The organism is Allobosea sp. 2KB_26 (assembly GCF_052115715.1).
In the GTDB taxonomy this organism is placed as follows: Bacteria; Pseudomonadota; Alphaproteobacteria; order Rhizobiales; family Beijerinckiaceae; genus Allobosea.
The window spans coordinates 248898-272526 of sequence record NZ_JBFRHE010000002.1 but is presented as its reverse complement, the minus strand read 5'-3'; the positions used below and the strand labels follow the sequence as shown (position 1 = coordinate 272526).

The window sequence follows — 23629 nt, the reverse complement described above, 5'->3', positions numbered from 1 at the left end:
GAACGCCCTGACTGCGCCAGGGGGAGCTCTGAATCTCCCCTGATCGAGCCGCACGCGGCTCGATCAGGGTGGCAGCGCCTTCAGCCCTTCAGTTTCGTCCAGCGCGCGTTCGCCTTCGATGAGGCGACCGCGGCCTCGATGAAGGCCATGCCCTGGAGCCCGTCCGCCAGCGTCGGGAACGTGCAGTCGTCAGGGACGGGTTGTCCGGCCTGACGAGCCCGGATGGCGGCGGCTGCCTCCCGGTAGATCGTGGCGAAGGCTTCGAGATAGCCTTCGGGGTGCCCCGCGGGGACACGGGTGACACGTTGCGCTGCCGCATTGGCGCCGCCGGAGCCCCGCGTGACGATGCGCTGCACCTCGCCGAAGGGCAACCATTTCAGCTGATCGGGCTGTTCCTGCGCCCATTCGAGCCCGCCCTTGTCGCCATAGATGCGCAGGCGCAGGCCATTCTCGTTGCCCGGCGCGACCTGGCTCGCCCAGAGGCTGCCGCGCGCGCCGTTCTCGTAGCGCAGCATGACCTGGACATTGTCGTCGAGGCGCCTGCCCGCCACGAAGCTGGTGAGTTCGGCCGAGATCTCCGTCACCGCGAGGCCCGAGACGAAGCCCGCCAAATGAAAGGCATGCGTGCCGATATCGCCGATCGAGCCCCCGGCGCCCGAGCGTGCCGGGTCGGTGCGCCACTCCGCCTGTTTCTGGCCGGTCTGTTCGAGCGCCTCCGTCAACCACTCCTGCGGGTACTCGACCTGCACGACCCGGATGCGACCGATCTCGCCGGCTGCGACCATGGCCCGTGCATGGCGAACCATGGCATAGCCGGAATAGTTATAGGTCACCGCGAAGACCACGCCCGCACGGTCCGTCGCCGCCTTCAGGTTCTGCGCCTGCTTGAGGCTCGTCGCCAGCGGCTTGTCGCAGATCACATGGATGCCGCGCTTCAGGAAGGCGAGCGCGGCGGGAGCGTGCATGTGGTTCGGCGTGACGATGGCCACGGCTTCGATGCCGTCGCGACGCCGCGCTTCGGCCCGCGCCATCGCCTCGAAATCGGGATAGACCCGCGCCGGGTCGAGACCGAGCGCAAGACCCGAGCGCAGGGCCTTTTCGGGCGTGGCGGAGAGCGCCCCGGCCAGAAGCTCGTATTCGCCGTCGAGACGCGCCGCCATGCGGTGCACCACGCCGATGAACGCGCCCTCGCCGCCTCCCACCATGCCGAGCCGGATGCGCGTATTCATCGGGTGAGCCCCAGGAGTTTGCCGTTGGTCGCGCTGTCGGCGCCGCTCGCAGCGAAATCGTCGAAGGGCCGTTCGGCCCTGCGGATCATATGGCTGCGGATGAACGCAGCACCTTCGGCTGCTCCCTGTTCAGGGTGCTTCAGGGCGCATTCCCATTCGACGACCGCCCAGCCCTGATAGTCGTACTGGGCCAGCCGCGAGAAGATACCGGCGAAATCGACATGCCCGTCGCCCGGCGAGCGGAAACGGCCGGGCCGCTCGACCCAGCCCTGATAGCCGCCATAGACGCCGGAGCGGCCGGTCGGGTTCAGCTCCGCGTCCTTGACGTGAAAGGCCCGAATGCGCGCGTGGTAGATGTCGATGAAGGCGAGATAATCGAGCGCCTGCAGCAGGAAATGCGAGGGATCGTAGAGGATGGTAGCGCGCCGATGCTCACCTACTGCCTCAAGAAAGCGCTCGAAGCTGGTGCCATCATGGAGATCTTCGCCGGGATGGACTTCATAGGCGAGATCGACGCCAACCTCGTCGAACGCGTCGAGGATGGGCGTCCAGCGCCGGCCCAGTTCCGAAAAGGCTTCCTCGATGAGGCCCTGCGGCCGCTGCGGCCATGGATAGACATAGGGCCAGGCCAATGCACCGGAGAAGGTGGCATGCGTGGCAAGGCCGAGATTTCGCGAGGCCCGTGCGGCGAGCTTGAGCTGCTCCACCGCCCAGGCCTGCCGCTCGGCCGGCTTGCCGCGCAAGGCGGCCGGCGCAAAGCCGTCGAAGAGCAGGTCATAGGCCGGGTGCACGGCGACCAGCTGGCCCTGGAGATGGGTCGATAGCTCGGTCACCTGAAGGCCATGGCGATCGAGCCTGGCGGCGATGTCCTCGCAATAGGATTTCGACTGTGCCGCCTGCGCCAGATCGAACAGTGCAGGATCGTTTGTCGGGATCTGAACGCCGACATAGCCATACCCAGCCGCCCAGCCGGCGAGCCCATCGAGACTGTCGAAAGGCGCCGTCGGCCCGACGAACTGGGCGAGGAACAGGGCTGGACCTTTCATCATCTCATTCCTTCATTCTCTGATGGGGGGCGGGTGCTGTCGGACAGGAGCGGTCGAACCACGCACGACGAGGCGTGTCTCCATCACCAGATTGGCGGCGGCGGGCTCCTCACCGAGGAGACCGATCATGCGCGCCATCGCCTGCCGCCCGATATCGAAACGCGGCTGGTGGATGGTGGTCAGCGGCGGCATGAAGGCGTCGGCGAGCACGATGTCGTCGAAGCCGACAACCGAGACGTCAGTGGGGACCGAAAGCCCGCAGGCGCGCAATTCGCTGATCGCACCGAATGCCATCTGGTCACTGGCCGCAAACAGCGCCGTGAAGCCAGTTCCGGTCTCATTGAGACGACGCACGGCCCGGCGGCCGGCATCCAGGCTGAAATCGCCCTCGACGATCAGCGCCTCATCGGCCGCGATGCCTGCTGCGGCGAGGCCGCTGCGATAGCCCGCCAGCCGGTCGACCGCGAGACGTTCCGGCAGCGGCCCGGTGATATGGGCGATGCGGCGGTGGCCGAGCCCGAGCAGGTGCTCAACGGCTTGCCGGGCCGCCGCGATGTTGTCGATCGAGACCGTCGGCAGGGCGAGTTCGGGAAAGGTCTCAAGCGCGATGACGATGGGCGGCAGCCGCGACAGCTCCGTCTTCAGGGCGTCCGGGAAGCGGCCGACCATCAGGATCAGTCCGTCGGCATGGCGCGCGCGCACCATGTCGACATAATGCGTGATGCGCTCGTCGTCGTCGCGCGCATCGCCCATCAGCACCTTGTAGCCGGCCCGCATGGCCGCCTCTTCGACGCCCTTGTAGATCTCGAGATAGAACGGGTTCGAGATGTCGCGCACCAGCAGGATGACCGTGCGGGTCGCGCGGCTCCGGAGATTGCGCGCCTGGGAGTTCGGCACGAAACCTGTCGCCGCCACGGCCTCGAGCACGCGCCGGCGCGTCTCGGGCTGCACCTTGTCGGGGCGCTGCAATGCCCGCGAGACGGTCGCCGTCGAGACGCCGGCGAGTTCTGCGACCGTGGCAATGGTGGGCACGCTCATGATCAGACCCGCAACCGGGCCTGGCGGCCATAAAGCAGCATCAAAACCAGGAGCGTCAGGCCGAAAATCATCTGACGGCCATAGGTTTCAAGCTGCAAGGTCGTCAGCACGCTCTGCAGCAGCACGAGCGCCAGCGCCCCGAGCACCGTGCCGAGATAGCCGCCGGCACCGCCTGCGAGCGATGTGCCGCCGATGACCACGGCGATGATCGAGGACAGGACGTATTGGTCGCCGACGCTGATGAAGGAGCTGCCGGTGTAGCCGATGACGCAGACCCCCGCGAGACCGGCGAACAGGCCGGAGAAGCCGTAGAGCAAGCAGCGGATGCGCGCGACCGGCAGCCCGACGAGCATGGCGGCGCGCTCATTGGCGCCGATCGCGTAAACGCCGAGCCCAAAGGCCGTGCAGCGCAGGACGAAGCCAAGCGCCAGAGCGATGACGGCCCAGACCAGGAGGATGCCGGGCAACCCGAACAGCAACGGGCGATTGACGAAACCCATCAAGGCGGGTGCGGCATTGCCCGACGGCACGCCCTGCGAATAGACGACGAGGCCGCCCTGGATGATCGCGGTCATGCCGAGCGTCATGACGAGCGGCGGAATCCGGACCACGGTGACGCCAAGCCCGTTGACCAGCCCGATGGCGAAGGTCACGGCGCAGGCGGCCAGCACCGCCGGCAGGATAGCAGCGTCCTGCCCGGCCATGACATTGCCGGCAATGACCGCGCCGAGCGAGACCATCGGCCCGACCGACAGATCGATGCCTTCGCGCCCGCCGAGGATGACGAGATTCTGGCCGGCGGCGACAATGCCGAGGATCGCAGCCACGGTGGTCAGGCGGACGATCTGGTCGCCCTGGGCAAAGCCCGGCGACAGCGCTTCGCCGATGGCGAGCAAGAGCGCGATCGCCCCTGCGGCGAGCACCAGCGGATTGGTGAGAAGGGCCCGCGCCGTCATCGCCGCGTCACCAGCACGCCGCCGGCCAACGCCGCGAGCACGATGACGCCCTGGACCAGGGTCTGCCAGGCGAAAGGCAGGCCGGCGAAGAAGATGACATTGCCGATCATGCCGAGCACCAGCGCGCCCAGCACCGAACCGACCGGGCTGCCCGAGCCGCCGGAGAGCGCGGTGCCGCCGAGCACGACCGCCGAGATCGACGAGAGAGCGAGGCTCTGTCCGAGCAGCGGATCGCCGCTCGCCGTCTCCCCGGTCAGGCACAGGGCCGCGAAACCGGCAAACAAGCCGGACAGGGCAAAGGCGCCGATGCGGATGCGCTCCAGCCTGAGGCCGGTCTGGAAGGCGCCGACACGGCTGCCGCCGACGGCCAGCAGATGCGCGGCGAAGGGCCGGCGGGCGAAGACGAGCGCAAAGGCGAGCCCCGCCAGTAGGATCCAGAGCACGACCGGCAGCCCGAGCAGCGTCGCGCCATAGCTGCGCCAGAACCGCTCCGGCACCGGCAAGCCCGCCTGCGGCAGTACGAAGAGCCCCGCGCCGGCAAAGACGATACCGGTCGCGAAGGTGGTGACGATCGCCTGGAGCCGGAGCAGCGCGACGAGCAGGCCATTGACGAGCCCGCAGAGCAGAGCGGTCGCAAGCCCCGCCAGCATGCCGGCAAGGATGGCCGCTGCCCCGTCGCCGCCGATCGCGGCGATGACGCTGACCGTCACCACATTGACGAGCGCCGCAATGGCGCCGACCGAGAGATCGATATCGCCGCTGAGTACGACATAGGTCTGGCCGATGGCGACTAGCGCCAGCGGCAGGAAGGTCGTGAGGTTCGATTGCAGCACCGCCGGCTGGACGAAGGATGGCTGGAACGCCGTGTTGACCAGGACGAGAACGATCAACGCGGCGAGCGTCAGCATCCAGGGCCGGCTGCGGATCAGGGCTGCGCTCATGCCACCTCTCCATAGGAGGCGCGCGTCAGGTGGAAGGGATCCAGCGTGTTCTCCGCGAGTTCGGCCACGATCCGCCCGGCGTTGAAGACGGCGACGCGATCGCACCATTCCAATAGTTCGGCATCTTCGGAGGAGTAGATCAGGATACTCGCGCCCGCGTCGGCGAGCTGCCGCATGATCGCCAGCAGATCGGCCTTGGCCGCGAGATCGATGCCCTTGGTCGGATCGTCGAGCAGGATGACGCGCGGTCCGGTCGCGAGCCAGCGGGCGATGAAGACCTTTTGCTGGTTCCCGCCCGACAGCGTGCCGATCGCTGCGGAGAGGCTCGCATATTTCGTCCTGAGGCTGTCGGCATGCTGCGCGGCGCGCGGCAGGAGCGCGCTGCGCCGGACAAGCGCCCGCTTCTCGCGGACGAGAACCGCGGCGATCAGGTTCTCGAAGATCGAGCGGCCGCTCAGGGCCGCGTCGCGCCCACGGTCGCCGGAGACATAGGCCAGGCCACGTCGGATCGCATCGGCCGGTCGGGCCGGCATGAAGGCCTCGCCCGCGAGCGTGACCGCTCCGGAGGAAAACGGCAGAACGCCGAACAGGCCTTGCAGGAAGGCCGACTGCCCCTGCCCCTGCAGTCCGCCGAGACCGACGATCTCGCCCGGCGCCACCTTGAGCGAGATATCGCGCAGGCGCGGGTTCGAAACATGGGCCACGACCAGCCCTGCCTCCGCCTGTGCCGCAGGCGGGCGCCGTCCGGCAGCGGGGCGAAGCTTCGTCTCGCCGACCATGTGCCGCACGACGGTGTCGCGATCGGTCTTTGCCGTTGCGAGCTCGGCGACCGTCGCGCCGCCGCGCATCACCGTGATCCGGTCGGCGACGGCAAAGACCTCGTCGAGACGGTGCGAGATCATCAGCGTCGAGACACCCTCGCCCTTGCGCCGGCGCAGGATCTCGAAGAGCCGCTCGGCCTGACGCCCGTCGAGTGCGGCCGTCGCCTCGTCCAGGATCAGGAGGCGCGGCTCGCGTGCCAGCACCTTCAGGATCTCGACGATCTGGCGCAGATCGGGGGGCAGATCGGCGATCAGCGCGTCCGGTGTCAACTCCAGCCCCGCGACGCCGGCGAAGAGCGCGATGAGTTCGCGCGCCCTCGCCCGCAGGCGCCCGCGGTCGATGAAGCCCAGCCGCGTGCGCGGCTCATGGCCGAGGCCGAGATTGGCCTCGACGCTGAGCTGCGGGATAAGGCTGAGCTCCTGGTAGAACAGGGCGATGCCGGCGCGTTCGGCATCGCGCGGGCCGCGAAAACGCCGCGGCTCCGCATCGATCGCAATGGTTCCCGCATCAGGCGCGACGGCGCCTGCCACGGTCTTGCACAGGGTGCTCTTGCCGCAGCCATTGGCGCCGAGAAGGGCGTGAATCTCGCCCGCCTCGACCTTGAGCCGCCCGTCGGAGAGGGCAACAACGGCGCCAAAGCGCTTGCCGACGCCCCGGGCCTCGAGAAGCGCCATGGCTACTTGAAGTACTGCTGGGCCTCGTCGGGCGTTACGACGGCAGTGACCGACCAATAGCCGGGCTTGCCCTCCGCCTGCTTCAGGGCCGCCGGCAGGCTGGCATTGTCGACGAACGGGATCGGGATATAGATGGCGTTGCCGTACTGCCCCTTGAACACTCCATCCTTGAACTCCTTGCCCATCAGGCGCAGCACCGCGACATTGAGCGCCGAGGCCATCACGCCGGGCGGATTGACCGAGGCGCCCGAGTTCAGCTTCTGCTCGGACCAGCGCGTCAGGAAGTCCTTGCGGATCTCGCCGGTCGCAGCGGTCTGGTCCTTCTTGCCGGCTGCGTCGATCGCGCGCCAGGCGCCATCGGCCATGCCGTCCTGCACCCAGACGCCGTTGAGCGCCGGATAGGTTGCGAGCAGGTTCTGCATCGCCTGCTGACCCTTGGCTTGGTCCCAGTCGGCATTGGCTTGGTTCAGCACCTTGATGTCGGGATGCTTGGCGAAGACTTCGCGATAGCCCGCGACCCGCATCTCATTGGCGGGGTGGCCGGCGATGCCGTTGATGGTGACGATATTGCCCTTGCCGCCGAGCGCCTTGGCGAGCCATTCCGCCGATTTCACCGCCCAGTCCTTCTGGTCGATGCCGACATAGATCGCGTCCTTGGACGAGACCTCGGCATCGGTGGACACGACGAGGATGTTTCGCGCTTTGGCCTGTGCGAAGACCGGATCGAAGGCCGTCGGGCTGTTCGGGTTGATGATGATGGCATTGACGCCCTGGTTCACGAAATTGCGGACATGGCCGATCTGGCCCTGCACATCCACGGTCGAGCTCTGGACCACGACCTCGACATTGACGCCCTTCGCCTTCCAGGCGGCGGCCGCGGCCTGGGCCTCCTCGATCATCTGCGTGCGCCATTCGCTGCCGACCCATCCGTTCGACAGCCCGATCTTGTAGGATTGTTGCGCACTTGCCGCGCCGCTCATCGCCAGCACTGCGGCAGCCGTCAGTAGTCCCCTGCGGGTTGTGATGCTCTTGATCATCGTTTCCTCCCTTGTCCCGTATTAATCGGGACTATCGGCAGGATGTAATCGATTGCATCAAGCGTCAATACGCCAAATGGCTGGTCCGATGTCCCTCATGGCGTGCTGGGATCAAGGCGGCGCCGCGAGGCGGCAAGGCCGGGCGATCAGCGCGGATTGCGACGAAGCAAGGGGCGCCCGAGGGCACCCCTTGTTGAAGGTCTGGCAGGATCCGTCCGGTCAGAATTTGACGGCTAGGCTGCCCTTGACGGTCTGCTCGATCGCATGGGCGCTGTACTGGCCGCCATAGGACAGGCTGAGCGTCGCGTTGGGCGCCACGGCGAGGTCGAGCCCCGCGTCGAGCACGGCCGCATTCTTCGCGATCGGGATGCCGGTGATGCTGAAGGGCGTGCCGCCGGCGAAGGACAGGAGCGAGGCCGGCGTGACGTCGCCGAAGGCGTGTCGCCAGGCAAGCGCCCCACGCAATTCCAGCGCCATGCCGTTCACGGTCACGGTCGTCGATGCCCGCATACCCAGCGTCGAGAAAGCGGTGCTCATATCGGAACTGCGACCGACGAGAGCCGCCGCCGCGCCCCGCTCGGTAAAGCCGTCGCTCTGCAGGTTGACATAGGCAAGGCCGGCAAAGGGCTCGAGCGCGACGCGCCCGGCGTCGATACGGTAGCCGAGTTCGCCGAAGACCTGTGCGGTCGCTGCGTTGTAGTCGCTCCTCAGCCGGTCGGAGAAGCCTGTGAAGGAGACGGTGCGGTCGACCGTGAGGTCGTGCCAGCTATAGGCGGCGCCGGCGCGCAGTCCGAAGGCGCCCCATTGGCCGCCGCCATAGAGACCGAGATGGTAATTGTCGCTGTTCCCTGAGGAAATCCGCCCCTTCGCCTCGAAGGTCGAGCGGCTGTAGCCGCTGTAGAGACCGACGCGCCAGTTGTCGAAGACCGCGGCATCGGCGCCGAGCAGGAAGCCGCCGCTGGACCGGGTCAGTTTCGAGACGCCACCCTGGGCTTCGTTGCGGCCCCAGGAGCCGAAGCCCTGCCCCCAGACCGCGAAACGGTCGTTGGGCACGAGCCGCGGCATCGGCCCGGTGACAGGCGCTGCCATATCGGCCGTGAAGCCATAGGTCATGACCGGCTGCTGCGCCGCCGCGACGGTCCCGAAGGCCGACCTCAGGCGGTCGATCGCCGTTGTGCGCACCACAGTGCTTTCCTCGACCAGGATGCCCTGCGCCGAGGCGTGCACCTCGCCCGACAGGGCGTCAAAAGCCTGGCGTGCCGCAGGGGCATCGAGCTTGACGATGGCATCATAGACGGGATTGCCGGTGCCGAGCCGCTCGCCTGCCGCACCCAGGCTCGTCTGGTTGCGGGTCTGGCCGACGCTTCCGAAGGAGACATCGTTGCGCGCGATCGTCAGGTAGGTTTGCGCGGCATCATAGCTCAGTCCCGGCGTCAGGAAGGCGAAATTGCTCGTCACCGAGGTGAATTGGCCGGACACACCGCCAGCGGCATCGAAGAGCTTGAAGCGCGCGGACGGCGGCATCGAACCCGAGATGGCCGCGATCGCCAGCGTAGCGCCGGAGACCGTGATCGTGCCGGTCGAGATGATCTGGTCCGACTGGCCGGCGCCATTGACCTCGACCTGATAGATCGAGCCGGGCGCGAAGGTCACGTTGCCGTTGACGGTCAGGGTGCCGATTGAGTTACCCGGGGCGACGATGCCCCCGGCGAGCACGTTCAGCCGGCCGATCGTGCCATTGCCGCCCAGCGTCGCGCCGCTTTCGACGGTCACGGCCGAATTGGCGAGCGAACCGTTCACAGCCAACCGCCCGGCTGCGATCGTGGTGGGTCCCGACAGCGTGCTGTTGCCGGTCAGGTTCAGCGAGCCCGTACCCGTCTTGGTGAAGCGGCCGGTACCGTTGATGGCGTTGGCGAATTGGGCATCGCTGTTCTGGTCGATCACCAGCGCGGCGTTGTTCAGGATCGCGCCGCTGCCGAAGCTGGTCGCGCTGCCGCGCAGCGTGCCGGCCGTGATCGTCGTGCCGCCGGAATAGCTGTTGACGCCGGTCAGGTTGAGGGTGCCGGTTCCGAGCTGCTTCAGCGCGCCCGTCCCTGAAATTGCGCCGGAGAAGGTGACCATGTCGGAGCGGTTGAAGGCCAGCGCGCCGCTATTGGCGACATCGCCGCTGATCGCGCCCGTCGTGCCGCCATCGCCGATCTGCAAGGTGCCGGCGCTGATCGTGGTGCCGCCCGCATAGCTGTTGGCGCCGGTCAGGATCAGCGTGCCGGGCCCCATCTGCGTCAGGGCACCCGAGCCAGATATGGCGCCTGCGAAGGTCACGATGTCCGATCGGTTGAAGGCGAGCCTGCTGTTGTTGACGACAGCACCGGTGATCTCGCCCGCCGTGCCGCCGGCGCCGACCTGCAAGGTACCGGCCGAGATCGTCGTGCCGCCCGTATGGCTGTTGGTTCCGGTCAGGATAAGCGTGCCTGCGCCGAGCTTGGCAAGCGCACCCGTGCCACTGAGCGCCTGGCTCAGGGTGAAGCTGTTGGCCGCATCCGCGATATCGAACCCGCCGCCATTGTTGCCCCAGGTCACAACCCGGCTGGTCGAGGTGAAGCTCGTGCCGGTGACACGCAGCACGCCGCCATTGAAGGCGAGGCCACCAGCCGCCTGGCCGAGATTACCGTCGGCGGAGACCGAGAGCGTGCCGGCATTCAGCAGCGTACCGCCGGTGTAGCTATTGGTGCCGGAGAGGACGAGTGTGCCGAGATCGGTCTTCACCAGTTCGCTCGCACCGGTCAGGTTCGATGCGATGGTTGCGACATAAGAGGCGCCGCCCGTGGTGCCGTCGCCGACGCGGATGATCGCCTGCGTGCCGCTGAGGGTAACAGTGCCCCCCTCGATCCTGTACCCGTTCGCGTCGAACTGCATGCCGGTCGCCGAGACTGCGCCCAGGCTGGTATCGACCGTGACGATGCCGCTCGTACCCTGGAAGACCATGTAGCCCGGAGCCGGCGCCGCGGGGCCGTTGATGGTGCCGTCCAGGTCGGTCCAGTTGCCGCTGGTCGCGCTCCAGATGCCGGCGCCGCCATCGATCGCGCCGTTATTGGCGTTGCCCGCCGCGCCGCCGTCCCAGAATTTCAGGGTGAGGCCGTTGCTGTTGACCAGGTTGACCTGGCTCGAGACGGAGGTCTGCACCGAGAGATCGCCGGCCGCAACGCCGCTCGGCAGTGTGCCCAGCGTCAGGCCGTTATTCGTCAGCGTGCCGCCATAGTTGAAAAGGCGATAGATGCCGCCGCCGAAGCCGCCGGCATTCGCGACGTTGAGGGTGCCGGCCAGCGTGAGATTGCCGGTCACGTCGACGCGGTCGCTGCCGTTCCCGGCCGGGAGATTGGGCAGGCCGAGATCAAAGTCGAGCTGCGAACCGGAGGACAATACCAGAGCGCCGACGGTGAGCGTGCCCGTGGTCAGGGTGCCGGGATTGGCGCCCGGCGCCAGGCGTCCGCCGCTGGCGACCGTGACGGCGCCGGTGATAGAGCCCGCGCCCGCCAGGGTCGCGCCACTCTGCACCGTGACCGCGGTATTGCCGAGCGAGCCCGACACTTCCAGCGTGCCGCCGCTGACCGTGGTCGCGCCGGTATAGGTGCTGGCGCCCGAGAGTTTCGTGACGCCCGTACCGCCGGTACCGCCGCTCGTTTCGAAACTGCCGGTGCCGCTGATCGCGCCGGCGATCGTGATCGCGTTATTCTTGTCGATGACGAGGGCGCCGGCATTGGCGATGGCGCCGCTGCCGAGCGAGCCCTGTGCGCCGCCGCTACCGACCTTGAGCGTGCCCGCCTCGATCACGGTGCCGCCGCTATAGGTCATGCCATCGCCGAGGACCGTCGTGCCGGTGCCGCGCTGGGCGAAGCTGCCGGCGCCGCTGACGGCATTGGGCAGCGCATAGATATCGGAGCGCTTGACCGCGAATTCGGCGCCGGACGCAACCGTCACCGAGCCTGCGATCGAGCCCGCCGCGCCGCCATTGCCGATCTGCAATGCGCCGGCATTGACGGTGGTGCCTCCCGTATACGTGTTTGCGCCGGTGAGGATTGTCCGGCCGCTGCCGTTCTGTTCAACCGAGCCTGCGCCGACGCCGTCGGAAATCACCTTGTCGAAGATATATTCGTTCGTGCGGTTGAAGGCGAGGACGCCGCTATTGGTGACATCGGTCGCAAGCGCGCCAGTCGTTCCGGCATTGCCGATCTGCAGCGTGCCGGCGGCGATCGTCGCGCTGCCGGTAAAGGTGTTGTCGCCCGCCAGGGTCAGGCGGCCCGTGCCCATCTTGGTCAGCGAGCCCGCGCCGCTGATGACGCCGGTAAAGGTCGAATTGGTCGCCTTGCCCGCGCTGAGGGAGCCCGCGCCGAGCTTGACCTCGCCTGCGCCGCTGAGCTCACCGATGCTCTGCGTATAGCCGCCAAGGTCGAAAGTCGCTCCCGAGGAGACAGAGACATTGCCGCTGGCGTTCAACCGGCCGTTGCCGCCGAGCAGCAAGGTGCCGGCGGTGATGAAGGTTGGGCCGGAATAAGTGCTGGCGCCGGACAATGTCAGCGTGTTGCTGCCAAGCTTGCGGAGCGCGCCATTGCCGGAGATCACGCCCGCGAAGCTGGCAGCGTTCAGGTTGTCGAATTCGAGCGTGCCGTCATTGAAAACAGCGCCACCGACCGAACCATCATTCGTGCCGTCATTGCCGATGCGCAGCGTGCCGCCGGTGGTGATGGTCGTGCCACCGGAGAAGGTGTTCACTGCCGTCAGCGTCAGGGTGCCGCTGCCGGCCTGGGTCAGCGAGCCGCTGCCGCTGATTACGCCGGCATAGCTAAGGTCGTTCGTGCGCTTGAAGCTGAGCGCGCCGTTGTTGAGGATGTTGCCGGAAATCGCGCCGGTCGTGCCGCTGTCGCCGATCTGCAGGGCGCCCGCGCTGATCGTCGTGCCGCCGGTATGGCTGGCCGCGCCGGTCAGGATCAGCGTGCCCGTCCCGCTCTTGGTCAGCGCGCCCGTGCCGGAGATATCGCCCGCCAAGGTCAGGCTGCCGGTGCGGTTGAAGGCGAGCGTGGCGTTGTTGACGACATCGCCGACGAGCGAGCCAGTGCCGCCGCCATCGCCGATCTGCAATGTGCCGCCGCTGATCGTCGTGCCACCGGTGAAGCTGTTGGCGCCGCTCAGCGTAAAGGTGCCCGTCCCCGTCTTGGTCAGCGAACCGCTGCCGATGATGTTGCCGGCGAAGGTCGAGGAGGCATCGGCGTTGCCGACCGTCAGTGCGCCGCCTGTACCGAGCTGGACCGTGCCGGCGCCCGAGAGCGCACCAACGCCTTGCGCATAGCCGCCAAGGTTGAAGGTCGCATTCGCGCCGACCGTCACCGCGCCATCTCCCAGCAGCCGGCCGTTACCGCCCAGCGCCAGCGTGCCGCCGCTCACCGTGGTGCCGCCGCGATAGATGTTCGCACCGGTCAGCGTCAGGGTGCCGGCGCCGGTCTTGGTCAAGGTGCCGGCCGGGCCGCTCGTGTCATAGATGCTGCCGGCATAGCTGCTGCTGCCGCCCGTGTTGAAGGTGACATTGGCGGTATTGAAGATATTACCGGCGAAAGAGCCATCGGTGACGCCATCGCCGATCTGCAATGACCCTGCGCTGACATTGGTCTCGCCGGTAAAGGTATGCACGCCGGTCAGCGTCAATTTACCGGTGGACGATTTAATCATGCCGCCCGTGCCGGAAATATCGCCAGCGAAGGTGTAATCATCCAAGCGACTGAAGGCGATAAGACCGTTATTGACGACGTTGCCGATGATGGAACCCGTGGTTCCGCCCATACCGATCTGCAGCGCACCGGAACTGATCGTCGTTCCACCTGTATAGGTGTTTTCGCCGGCCAGGATCTGCGTCGACCCCCCGTTCTTGATCACCGAGCCGGCACCCGAGATGATGCCGAAATAGTTGTTGCCCGAGCCGCCAAGGGTCAGCACGCCGTTGCTGCCGAGCTTGACCTCCCCGAACGAACCGCCGAGCCCCCCGATCGTCTGCGCATGGCCGTTGAGGTCGAAGACGGCGCTTGATGCGTTGAGCCAAACCACGCCCGTGCTGCTCAGGCTGCCACCCGTACCGAGCGCCAGCGTGCCTTGATAGATCATCGTCGTGCCGGTGCTGTTGACGGCACCGGTCAGCGTCAGCGTGCCGCTGCCTGACTTCATCAGGCCGCCCGTGCCGGTGACGGCGCTGGCAAAGTTGATGGAGCCGGAGTTATTGAAGGCCAAGGTACCGTTGTTGATCACAGAGCCGGTGATCGTGCCGTCGGTCGCGCCGTTGCCGAGTTGCAAGACACCGTCCGAGATGGTGGTACCACCGGTATAGGTATTGGTGCCGGTCAGGATCAGCGTGCCGACCCCGGTCTTCGTCAAGCCGCCGGCGCCCGCAAGGCTGGCGCCGATCGTGCCGGCCGAGAGGTTGAAGGCGGTCGTGGCCGTGATCGAGCCTGTGCCGGTGACGCTGCCGCCGGCCATCGTGAACGTCCCGACGCCAAGATTGTAGCCCGCCGCGACATTGACCGTCGCGGTGCCGCTATTGGTCAGCGTGCCGATACCGGTCATGTTGCCGCCGGTCAGCGAGAGCGTGCCGTTATTCTGGTTGTTGATATCGCCGGTGACGGCGACGTCGCCGCCGAGCACCTTGATCTGCCCGTCGTTGTTGATGCCCTGGCCGGCGGACAGCACCGCCGTCCCGGTCGGGCCATTGAAATTGATCGTGCCCCCGCCCTGGTTGTTGATCGCACCGGCATCGATGACGCTGCCGCCCACGCCGACATCGATGACCGCGTTGTTGTTGAGCGTATTGCCGGTGCCGCGAAGGGTTGCGCCGGCGCCGATGCTGATCGAGCCCGCGGCGTTATTGATGCTCTGGGCGCTGAGCGTGCGCCCGGCACCGATCGTGGTCGAGCCGTAATTTGCGAATGTGGTGATGCCCGTCACATCGTCGGCGGCTGTCGAGCCCGTCACCGACATGGCGATGCCGCCATTGACCTGGATCGTATTGTTGAAGACGCCCGCAAGCGTGGTGGTGCCGCCGAGCTCGATCGCGCCGATCGAGCTGCCGGCGAGCGCCTTGATGCTGTTAGTGCCGCCGGTGATGATGATGGCCGTCGACGCTGCGCCGTTCAGGCCTCCGGCACCGCCCAGGGCGCCCCCCGCGATCGTACCGCTATTGATGATCGTCAGGTTCTGCCCGATGATTCCGGAGCCGCCGGCCTGTGGACGGTAGGGTTGGGCGTTCTGGAAATCGGTGCCGCCACCGCCGCCCTTGATGGTGCCTGTATTCGTGATCGTCAGCCCGGCCGTGCCGGTCGCGGTAATGCCGTTACCGCCTCTGCCGCCCGCTCCGTTGCCGGAGGGGTCGGTGAATGGATTGATTGCTCCGTTGGATGAGCCGCCGCCGCCGCCATTGCCACCTGTGATCGTGCCGGAATTTGTGAGGTTCGCGCCGGTTCCGGCGATGATGCCGGAGCCACCGCCGCCACCGCCGCCACCACCGCCATAGGAGTAGTTCGGCACAGAATTGTAGTTTCCGCCGCCGCCGTTACCGCCTTTGCCGCCGGTAATGGCGGCGCTGTTGTTCAGATCGGCGTTAAGGGTCAGACCGGCACCGCCGGCACCGCCGCCGCCGCCACCGGCGCCCGCCGCATATCCGCCGCCACCGCCGCCCGCACCATCGGAGCCGCCACCGCTCCCGCCTCGGTTCCCCTGACCACCGGTGGATCCGCCGCCGCCGCCGGGAGCCGTCGCACTGCCGTCTCCGTAGGTGCCGCCGCCTCCGGCTCCGCCTGCGGTAGCGCCATTCGGCGCGCCGCTGCCATTGCCACCATTGGCTCCGGTGTACTGCGCCAGCGCCGGCCGCTGCGTCGCCGCCAGCATGACCGGCATGACCAGCGCCGTGCAGGCAAGCAGCACTGCGCGACGCCTGCGCCAGTGGCGCACCGTTGCGACAACCTGATCAGCCCGGTTGGCCAACGGAGCAGCCCCGTCATCGATGCGTGTTCCGGCCAGCCGAACCCGGCGCCCCGTCTCGATCTCTGCGGTCATGGCGAAGCCCAAATCCCCCCAGGCGCCGAGCGCCCCAGTCCTTGATGCAACCCCGGATTGCGAGGTCGCTTACGTCGTCTCAGTCAGCGCCTGTCAGGGCGCCGTCGGCCAAACATCACGTCAAATCAGAAGCGAGCCCCGCGCTCGTTCCCCGCCCAGCACGTGTCGCGCAGCTGCACCGGAGGCGCGCAACGACAAGCAGCCAACCAAATCTCCAGTAATCACGGGAGCCGCGTCCACGATCACGCCGAGCATGCCCCTCGCCCGTATGCCTTGCGAATGGCCGAAGCCTTCGCCCGGGTGAGTATCGTCGGTACGCCAGGCAAGCAGCGCTCCCCCCCGGGCCGATCGCCCGCGCTCCGCCTCACCGGCGAAGCCTCCATGACCATCGCCGCTGCGAGCACGAAGCACCTGCCGCTGCGACAATTCGGTCATATCAGAACGCCGGGACGGGACCAGACGGGCACGGCCGCGCGATGTGAACGGTCGTTAGCATTTGAGGGAATTTACCGCGTTATGCCGGCAAAACGTGCATTCCGTAGCCGATCGACGCCTTCCGACGCCAAATTCCGGCATGCCCGGCGACGGGCGAAACCAAGGCTGCCGGACGCCGTCAGAAGTTCGGCCTCCGGAAGCACGTAAAGCCCACGGAGCGCATGCGCCCGAGGCGAAGCCGGGGCCATCATGCCTCCCGCGTCATAATGCGGGCAAGGCAGGCACAGGACTGTGACTTCCGCAGCGCTGAAAGTCTGATGAAAGGTTCAGGGTCTAACGCTCACGGCGTCACGGTTCAGCCAATCCTCCGCGAAAGGAGGAAGGAAGCGTGACAGGAAACCAAAACCAAGGAGCCGGCCCATGCGTGCCCGCATTCTAACATCGTCGATTGCTTTCGCCGCGCTTCTGGCCGCAGCCGGGTCGGCGCTGGCTGCCGACAAGGTCACCATCATGGTGGGCGGCTATGAGAAGCAGATCTACCTGCCCGCCAAGCTCGCGGTGAGCCTGGGCTATTTCAAGGACGAGGGGCTCGATGTCGAGCTGCTGAACGAGGCCGCCGGCGTCGACGCCGAGAACGAGATGCTGGCCGGAGCGGTTCAGGGCGTCGTAGGCTTCTACGACCATAGCGTCGACCTGCAGGCCAAGGGCAAATATGTGATGTCCGTGGTGCAGTTCAGCCAGGCACCGGGCGAAGTCGAACTCGTCTCGTCCAAGTATCCCGACGTGAAGTCGATGGCCGACCTGAAGGGCAAGACCCTCGGCGTGACCGGGCTCGGCTCCTCGACCAATTTCCTGACGCAGTACCTGATGATGAAGTCCGGCGTGAAGCTCGGCGACTTCACTTCGCTTCCGGTCGGCGCGGGCACGACCTTCATCGCAGCCATGCAGCAGGACAAGATCCAGGCTGGCATGACGACGGAGCCGACGATCTCGCGCCTGCTCGCCACCGGAGAGGCCCGGGTCCTGGTCGATATGCGCACGGTCGAGAAGACCAAGGAAGCGCTCGGCGGCACCTATCCCGCCGCCTCGCTCTACATGCAGACGGCCTGGATCGAGAAGAACAAGCCGATCGTCCAGAAGCTCGCCAACGCCTTCGTCAAGACGCTGCGCTACATCAACACGCATGATGCCGCCGACATTGCCGACAAGATGCCGAAGGACTATTACGCCGGCAACAAGGAGGCCTACGTCAAGGCGCTGGCCGACGGAAAGGCCATGTTCACGGTCGACGGCGTGATGCCGCAAGGCGGCCCGGAGACGGTCCTCGCCGTGCTCTCCGGCTTCTCCAAAAACATCCAGGGCAAGCAGATCGACCTGTCGAAGACCTTTACGACCGAGTTCGTGAAGAACGTCAAATAGGTCCACCGCTCCCGGGCGATGGCGCCAGGCCATCGCCCGCCTTGTCTGCCTATCGCCTCTTGCGATCCGCGAACGCCGGCCTGCCGGCGAAGGAGAAGCCATGTCCGCGACCGCTCCCGATGAGAGCCCGGCGATCGAGCTGATCAATGTCAGCCGCCGCTTCCTGACGCCCGATGGCAAGTCGATGACCGCGATCCGCGATTTCAACATGAGCGTGGCGCGCGGTGAGTTCGTCGCCGTCGTTGGCCCGACCGGCTGCGGCAAGTCGACCACGCTGAACCTGGTGACCGGCCTCGCCCGCCCCTCGAGCGGTGAAGTCCGCCTGTTCGGCGAACCGGTCGACGGCATCGACCCGCGCATCGGCTTCGCCTTCCAGACCGATGCGCTGTTTCCCTGGCGCAATGTGATCGACAATGTCGTGGCCGGCCCGCTCTTTCGCGGAATGCCGCGCGACGAGGCCTATGCGAAGGCCAAGAAATGGCTGGCGCGGGTCCACCTGACCGGTCATGAGACGAAATATCCGCACCAGCTCTCCGGCGGCATGCGCAAGCGCGTCTCGCTGGCGCAGACCTTCATCAACGAGCCGCAGATCCTGCTGATGGACGAGCCCTTCTCGGCCCTCGACGTGCAGACGCGCGTGCTGATGCACGACGTGCTGCTCGACCTGTGGTCGGAGGCGAAGGCCTCGGTCGTCTTCGTGACGCATGACCTGGAAGAAGCGATTGCGCTCGCCGACAAGGTCTATGTGCTGACCTCGGGGCCCGCGACGGTGAAATCGGTCTATCCCGTCGATCTGCCGCGCCCGCGCATTGTCAGCGAAATCCGCTACGAGCAGGACTTCATCGCCCTGTCCAAGACGATCTGGGACGATCTGCGCGACGAAGTGCAGCGCGGCGCCGCCCGCGACGAAGCCCGCGCAGCCTAGGGAGCATCGACATGGCCGATATCGCAATCGCCTCCGGGCCGGTCTATCGCGCCGGGACGTCCGACGCCGAGATCGAGGCCGCCGCCGCCAAGGCGGCGCGCCGCCGCACGCAGCTCGTCCTGTTCTGGCGCTGGGCCATCCTGCTCGCCTTCCTCGGCGGCTGGGAGATCGGCGCGCGCACCGGCATCATCGACGAGTTCTTCTTCTCGAGCCCGAGTGCGATCTGGTCGCGCCTGGTCGAATGGATCTTCGAGGGCACCTCGGAAGGACCGCTCTGGTTCCATCTCTGGGTGACGATGGAGGAATCGCTGATCGGCTTCGCGACCGGCTCGATCGCCGGCATCGTCGTCGGCATCGCGCTCGGCCGCAACCGCATGCTCGCCGACATCTTCTCGATCTATATCAAGGTGATCAACTCGATTCCTCGTGTGGTTCTGGCACCGATCTTCATCATGGTCTTCGGGCTCGGCCTCGCTTCCAAGGTCGCCCTGTCCTTCGTCATGGTGTTCTTCGTCGTCTTCGCCAACGCCTTCCAGGGCGTGCGCGAGGCCGACCGCAACCTGATCGCCAACGCCCAGATCCTCGGTGCGCGCGGCTGGCAGCTGACGCGCTCGGTGGTGATCCCCTCGGCGATGAGCTGGATCTTCGCCTCGCTGCATGTCAGCTTCGGCTTCGCCATCATCGGCGCAATCGTCGGGGAGTTCGTTGGCGCACGTTATGGCATCGGGCTCCTGATCAACATCGCCAAGGGCTCCTTCGACTCTGCCGGCATGTATGCCGCGATCGTCGTGATCATGGTCGTGGCCTTGCTGGCCGAATACCTGATGACCCGGCTGGAGCGCAGCCTGGCGACATGGCGGCCCGCGCCCTTGCAAGACACGCAGTAAGACACGCGCAAGGACTAGAGAGGCCTCGCCCGGTCCGCTGACCGGGCGAGGCTCGTTTGCGGCTGGCGATGCCGTGTTCAGCCCGGGCGGGTCAGCTCTGGCCCGGCGGCGCGGCCGGCATAGACGGAAGCCTGACCTCGGCCCGCAGGCCTTCGCCCGCGGCGCGATTGGCGAGGGAGACGGTGCCGCCATGCGCTGCGGCGATCTCGCGCACGATCGACAGCCCGAGGCCAGTACCGTCCGGCCCGGCACCCGGCAGGCGGTAGAAGCGCTCGAAGACCATCTCCCGCTCCTCTTCGGGAATGCCTGGCCCGGTATCCTCGACGACAAGGCGGATCTGGCCCTCCGCCTGCGACAGCGCGACAGAGACGGCTCCGCCCCTCGGCGTGTAGCGCAGCGCATTCTCGACGAGGTTGACGACGATCTCGCGCAACAGCGTCTCGTGCCCCTGCAGCATGGCCGCCCCGTCCGATAGATCGAAGGCGAGGTCGATCTCGCGTTCGAAGGCGATCGGCGCCAGACCCTCCAGGGCCTCGCGCGTCACCGTGGCGAAGTCGAGAGGGACCTTGCGCAGGGCAGCGCCGCCCGGCTCGGCACGCGCCAAGGTCAGCAACTGATTGACCAGCCGGGCCAGGGCATCGAGCCCACGGTCGATGGCGTGGAGGGTTTCGTCCTTGGAGGCGACCTCGGTTTCCCGCAAACCGACGGTCGACTGGGTCTTGAGGACGGCGAGCGGCGTCCGCATCTGATGGGACGCATTGGCGACGAAACGCCTCTGCAAAGCCACATAGCGCTCGATGCGCCCGAAGGCGTGATTGAGCGCGCCGATCAGAGGTCTCAGCTCACTCTGCAGATGCGTCGTCTCGACGGGCTGCAGCGAGCCGGGCCGGCGGTCCGCCAGTTCCTTGCGCAGCCCGAGCAGCGGACCAAGGCCGCGCCGGAGACCAAAGAGCGCCAGGAGCGCGGCGAGCCCCACCAGCAACGCCTGATCACGCACCGAATTCAGCCAGAGATCGGTCACCAGCCGGTCGCGGCCGCGCAAGGTGGTGCCGACGATGACGATGGCATTGCCGCCCGCCGTCTTCGACACGACGGGCTGAGCCAGGGCGACCGCCCGGATGTCGTCAACGCGAAAGCGCGCGGAGAAGAAGACCGGCTGCAGGTCGCTCGGTGGTGCCGGCGGCCCCGCGACATCGGGAAAACCCGCGATCAGCTCGCCCGAGGGCGCGATCACCTGGTAGATCACCCGGTCGCGATCGGAGGTGGCGAACATCTCGATTGCCGAGGGCGGAATCAGCGCCTCGACGCTGCCGTCGCTTTCCTTGACCTGCTCCGCGATCACCCGCGCCGAAGCCAGCAGCATGCGATCGGTGACGAGGTTGGCAGTGGAGACCGCGCTGCCATGCGCCGTCCAAGCGTTGAAAGCGACGATACCGGCGAGCGGAACCAGCAGCCAGCCGAGAAGCTCGCCTCGCAGGCTCCTAGCCATCCTGCTTCCTCAGCGCATAGCCGAGCCCGCGCAGCGTCCCAATGGAAACCCCGGTGCCTTCCAGCTTCTTGCGGACACGATGGACATAGATCTCGATCGCGTTGGAAGTCGCGTCGTCGTCGAGGCCGAATACGGTATCGGTCAGCGTCGCCTTTGAGACCACTCGCCCCGCCGCGAGCACCAGGGTCTCGAGAACCGCGTGCTCGCGCTGGGTCAGCGGCAGGGGCCCCCCCCCCGCCGAGAACTGCCGCGTGGTAGTCTCCAGCACGATCGCACCGAAGGCGACCGTCACCAGCCTGTCGCTCTGCTTGCGTCGCAGCTGCGCGCGGATCCGTGCCTCGAGCTCGAGCGGGTCGAACGGCTTGACCAGATAGTCGTCGGCGCCGCTGTCCAGCCCTGCGATACGGCTGGAGATCGCATCATTGGCGGTGAGGATGATGACGGGCGTCACGCCCTTGCGAGCCCGGAAGCGCTTGAGGATCTCGATCCCGCCCATGCCAGGCAAGGCCATGTCGAGAATGACGAGATCATAGACCTGGGTCGAAAGCGCAGCGTCGGCGTCGCTCCCGTCACGAACGCAGTCGACGACATAACGGCTTTTGCGCAGCAGGCGAGCCAGCCAATCAGACAGCTCCTGATTATCCTCGACGAGCAGTATTCGCATTGGATACGCGTTCTCGCAGGCCAATCGGGGGCACGAACTATCCCGAACACCCTTCCTAGACGGTTGGCCCGGGCCCTGTGAAGGAAAAGCCGTACAGGCGGCGTGCGGCCGTGCCGGGGCGTCCCCGTTTCAGGAACGCCTCTTCGCCCTGCGAACAGCGACCGACATCGGTATCGGGGCCAATGGTCCTTCGGAAAGCCATGGTCGTGAATGCGCATCGAGACGGCTCGCGGCGGGCCCTCTCAGCTCATTGCCATCTCGTCCAACCTGCCTTGCTTCACCGGAACCAGCGGGTGGCGACCGCTGTCGATATCGGCAATCTGCCGCTGCACCTGAGTGATCACCTGGCGGGAGAACGGGCCGAGATGGACGTAGAGCGCGACCATCATCATCACATAGGGCAAGGCCCGACGGTTATGCATGAGACAGTCGACCACCGTCTTCCAGAATTCGCGCCTGACGCCGCCCTTCATCGTCGACAGGCGCCAGAGCAGACGCCAGGACGATTTCAGCTCCTGCAACTCCATCGAGGTCGGCATTTCCAGGCGGCGATTGGTGCAATCGAGCATCCGCCCGACGCGCCGAACCCGGCCGAAGAAAGCCCCGGGCGCGTAGACTGCTTCCAGTACAGCCTTGTAATCCGCCAGAATGGCGCGTCGCGGGCGACTGGTCTCGAAGTTGAGGCCAGCGGTGCACTGATCGCCGAACTGCCGTGCAGGGGCGGTGTCGTCGGATATCTGGAGCCGGCCCTCGCGCTCCAGGCGCCGCGTCAGCTGGGTGTTGGGCAGGGCATAGAGCAGGCCGACCATGCAGACCGGGATCGCCGTATCCTCGATACAGGCGATCATGTCGCGCGCGACACTGCCCTTCTCGCTGTCGAACCCGAGAATGAAGCCAGCATTCACGAACAGCCCTGCCCGGTAGATCCTGTGCACGCTGTCCTGGAGGCTGCGCCTTGTGTTCTGCTTCTTCTGCATCGAGATCAGCGTCTCGGAATCCGGACTCTCGATGCCGACGAAGATCGTGAAGAAGTTGGCCTCGCTCATCGCCTGCATCAGGGCGGAATCATCGGCAAGGTTGATCGACGCCTCGGTCGAGAACTCGAAGGGAAAGTCCTTCTCGGTGATCCAGCGCTTGAGATCGGGCAGGAACTGCTTCAGCGCCTTCTTGTTGCCAATGAGATTGTCGTCGACGAAATCGACATGGCCGCGATAGCCGAGCGCATGGAGTGCGTCGAGCTCGGTCAGGATCTGCGCATTCGTCTTGGTGCGTGGCACACGCCCATAGAGCTCGATGATGTCACAGAACTCGCAATTGAAGGGGCAACCGCGCGAGAACTGGATGCCGACATGCAGATAGCGCTCGAATTTCAACAGATCGAAGCGCGGCGTCGGACTCCTGGTGACATCGGTCTTGCCCATTTCGGACTTGAAGACGCCGGTTCTCTCCCCTGATTGCCAGGCAGAGACGAAACCGGCCATGATCTCCTCCGCCTCCCCCAGCACCAGGAAGTCCGCCGCCGCGTAGACATGGGGCGTGGAGGTCGCGTCGGGTCCGCCGACGACGACGGGTTTGCGGCGCAAGCGGCACCGCTCGATGATGGCGAGCGAGCCCTCCTGCTGCGGCAGCATGCCCCCCGTCATCACGAGATCGGCCCAGCCAAGGTCCTCTTCGGCGAGTTCTTCCGTGTTCAGGTCGACGAGACGGATCTCCCACGCCGCCGGCAGGAGCGCGGCCACCGTGATCAATCCGAGGGGAGCGGCGGGATGGAGCGCTCCGGCGAGCTCGCATGTCGCCTTGTAGTTCCAGAAGGAGCCCGCGTTGAACCGCGGATAGACCATCAAGACCCTGCAGCGTTCACTATGCATGTCGTCTCCTGCTTCGGGCTTCGACTGGAGAAATGTGGGCTCATCGACTGACGAGGCTCCAGACGGCAGCGCCTAGGTGCCAAGAACTTGCGGGCTGCAAGAACTCGC

14 protein-coding genes are annotated in these 23629 nt (G+C 66.5%); 3 read left to right on the top strand and 11 right to left on the bottom strand.

Translation table 11 applies throughout. The features are described from left to right. Window positions 1-80: 80 nt before the first annotated feature. The 8 genes from AB4099_RS09480 to AB4099_RS09445 all read right to left on the bottom strand — a co-directional run bounded on the left by AB4099_RS09480 (window position 81) and on the right by AB4099_RS09445 (window position 15834). Window positions 81-1229 carry a Gfo/Idh/MocA family protein gene (locus AB4099_RS09480; RefSeq protein WP_441477877.1) on the bottom strand — a complete coding sequence of 383 codons (1149 nt, stop codon included), beginning with the start codon at window positions 1227-1229 and terminating at the stop codon, window positions 81-83. Beyond that, on the bottom strand, window positions 1226-2278 hold the full coding sequence (locus AB4099_RS09475) for a sugar phosphate isomerase/epimerase family protein (protein ID WP_441477876.1): 1053 nt from the start codon (window positions 2276-2278) through the stop codon (window positions 1226-1228). The genes AB4099_RS09480 and AB4099_RS09475 overlap by 4 nt, the downstream gene beginning before the upstream one ends. 9 nt (window positions 2279-2287) lie before the next feature. After that, a complete protein-coding gene (locus tag AB4099_RS09470) occupies window positions 2288-3313 on the bottom strand; it encodes a LacI family DNA-binding transcriptional regulator (protein ID WP_441477875.1) in 1026 nt (341 codons plus the stop codon). 2 nt (window positions 3314-3315) lie between these two features. After that, window positions 3316-4269: an ABC transporter permease gene (locus AB4099_RS09465; RefSeq protein WP_441477874.1), complete on the bottom strand. Its 954-nt coding sequence runs from the start codon at window positions 4267-4269 to the stop codon at window positions 3316-3318. After that, window positions 4266-5210 carry an ABC transporter permease gene (locus AB4099_RS09460; protein ID WP_441477873.1) on the bottom strand — a complete coding sequence of 315 codons (945 nt, stop codon included), beginning with the start codon at window positions 5208-5210 and terminating at the stop codon, window positions 4266-4268. The genes AB4099_RS09465 and AB4099_RS09460 overlap by 4 nt, the downstream gene beginning before the upstream one ends. Further along, window positions 5207-6706: a sugar ABC transporter ATP-binding protein gene (locus tag AB4099_RS09455; RefSeq protein WP_441477872.1), complete on the bottom strand. Its 1500-nt coding sequence runs from the start codon at window positions 6704-6706 to the stop codon at window positions 5207-5209. Before AB4099_RS09455 ends, AB4099_RS09460 begins: the two co-directional genes overlap by 4 nt. Before the next feature lie 2 nt (window positions 6707-6708). After that, window positions 6709-7743: a substrate-binding domain-containing protein gene (locus tag AB4099_RS09450; RefSeq protein ID WP_113519331.1), complete on the bottom strand. Its 1035-nt coding sequence runs from the start codon at window positions 7741-7743 to the stop codon at window positions 6709-6711. A gap of 219 nt (window positions 7744-7962) precedes the next feature. Next, window positions 7963-15834 carry an autotransporter-associated beta strand repeat-containing protein gene (locus tag AB4099_RS09445; RefSeq protein WP_441477871.1) on the bottom strand — a complete coding sequence of 2624 codons (7872 nt, stop codon included), beginning with the start codon at window positions 15832-15834 and terminating at the stop codon, window positions 7963-7965. Between the two features lie 855 nt (window positions 15835-16689). Between AB4099_RS09445 and AB4099_RS09440 the strand changes: the two genes are divergently transcribed. The 3 genes from AB4099_RS09440 to AB4099_RS09430 all read left to right on the top strand — a co-directional run bounded on the left by AB4099_RS09440 (window position 16690) and on the right by AB4099_RS09430 (window position 19500). Beyond that, a complete protein-coding gene (locus AB4099_RS09440) occupies window positions 16690-17688 on the top strand; it encodes an ABC transporter substrate-binding protein (protein ID WP_441477870.1) in 999 nt (332 codons plus the stop codon). A gap of 100 nt (window positions 17689-17788) precedes the next feature. Then, on the top strand, window positions 17789-18613 hold the full coding sequence (locus tag AB4099_RS09435) for an ABC transporter ATP-binding protein (protein WP_113518671.1): 825 nt from the start codon (window positions 17789-17791) through the stop codon (window positions 18611-18613). Between the two features lie 11 nt (window positions 18614-18624). Further along, the gene (locus AB4099_RS09430; protein ID WP_113518670.1) at window positions 18625-19500 is read left to right on the top strand and encodes an ABC transporter permease; all 876 of its coding nucleotides are present in this window, start codon (window positions 18625-18627) and stop codon (window positions 19498-19500) included. A gap of 91 nt (window positions 19501-19591) precedes the next feature. On the opposite strand, the gene AB4099_RS09425 is transcribed toward AB4099_RS09430, so the two are convergent. The 3 genes from AB4099_RS09425 to AB4099_RS09415 form a co-directional block, all read right to left on the bottom strand. Beyond that, window positions 19592-20989, bottom strand: a complete 1398-nt coding sequence (locus tag AB4099_RS09425) for a sensor histidine kinase (RefSeq protein WP_441477869.1) — start codon at window positions 20987-20989, stop codon at window positions 19592-19594. Then, window positions 20982-21653 carry a response regulator gene (locus tag AB4099_RS09420; RefSeq protein ID WP_441477868.1) on the bottom strand — a complete coding sequence of 224 codons (672 nt, stop codon included), beginning with the start codon at window positions 21651-21653 and terminating at the stop codon, window positions 20982-20984. Before AB4099_RS09420 ends, AB4099_RS09425 begins: the two co-directional genes overlap by 8 nt. Window positions 21654-21895: 242 nt before the next feature. Beyond that, window positions 21896-23521, bottom strand: coding sequence for a B12-binding domain-containing radical SAM protein (locus AB4099_RS09415; RefSeq protein WP_441477867.1), 1626 nt, complete (start codon window positions 23519-23521; stop codon window positions 21896-21898). Window positions 23522-23629: the final 108 nt, after the last annotated feature.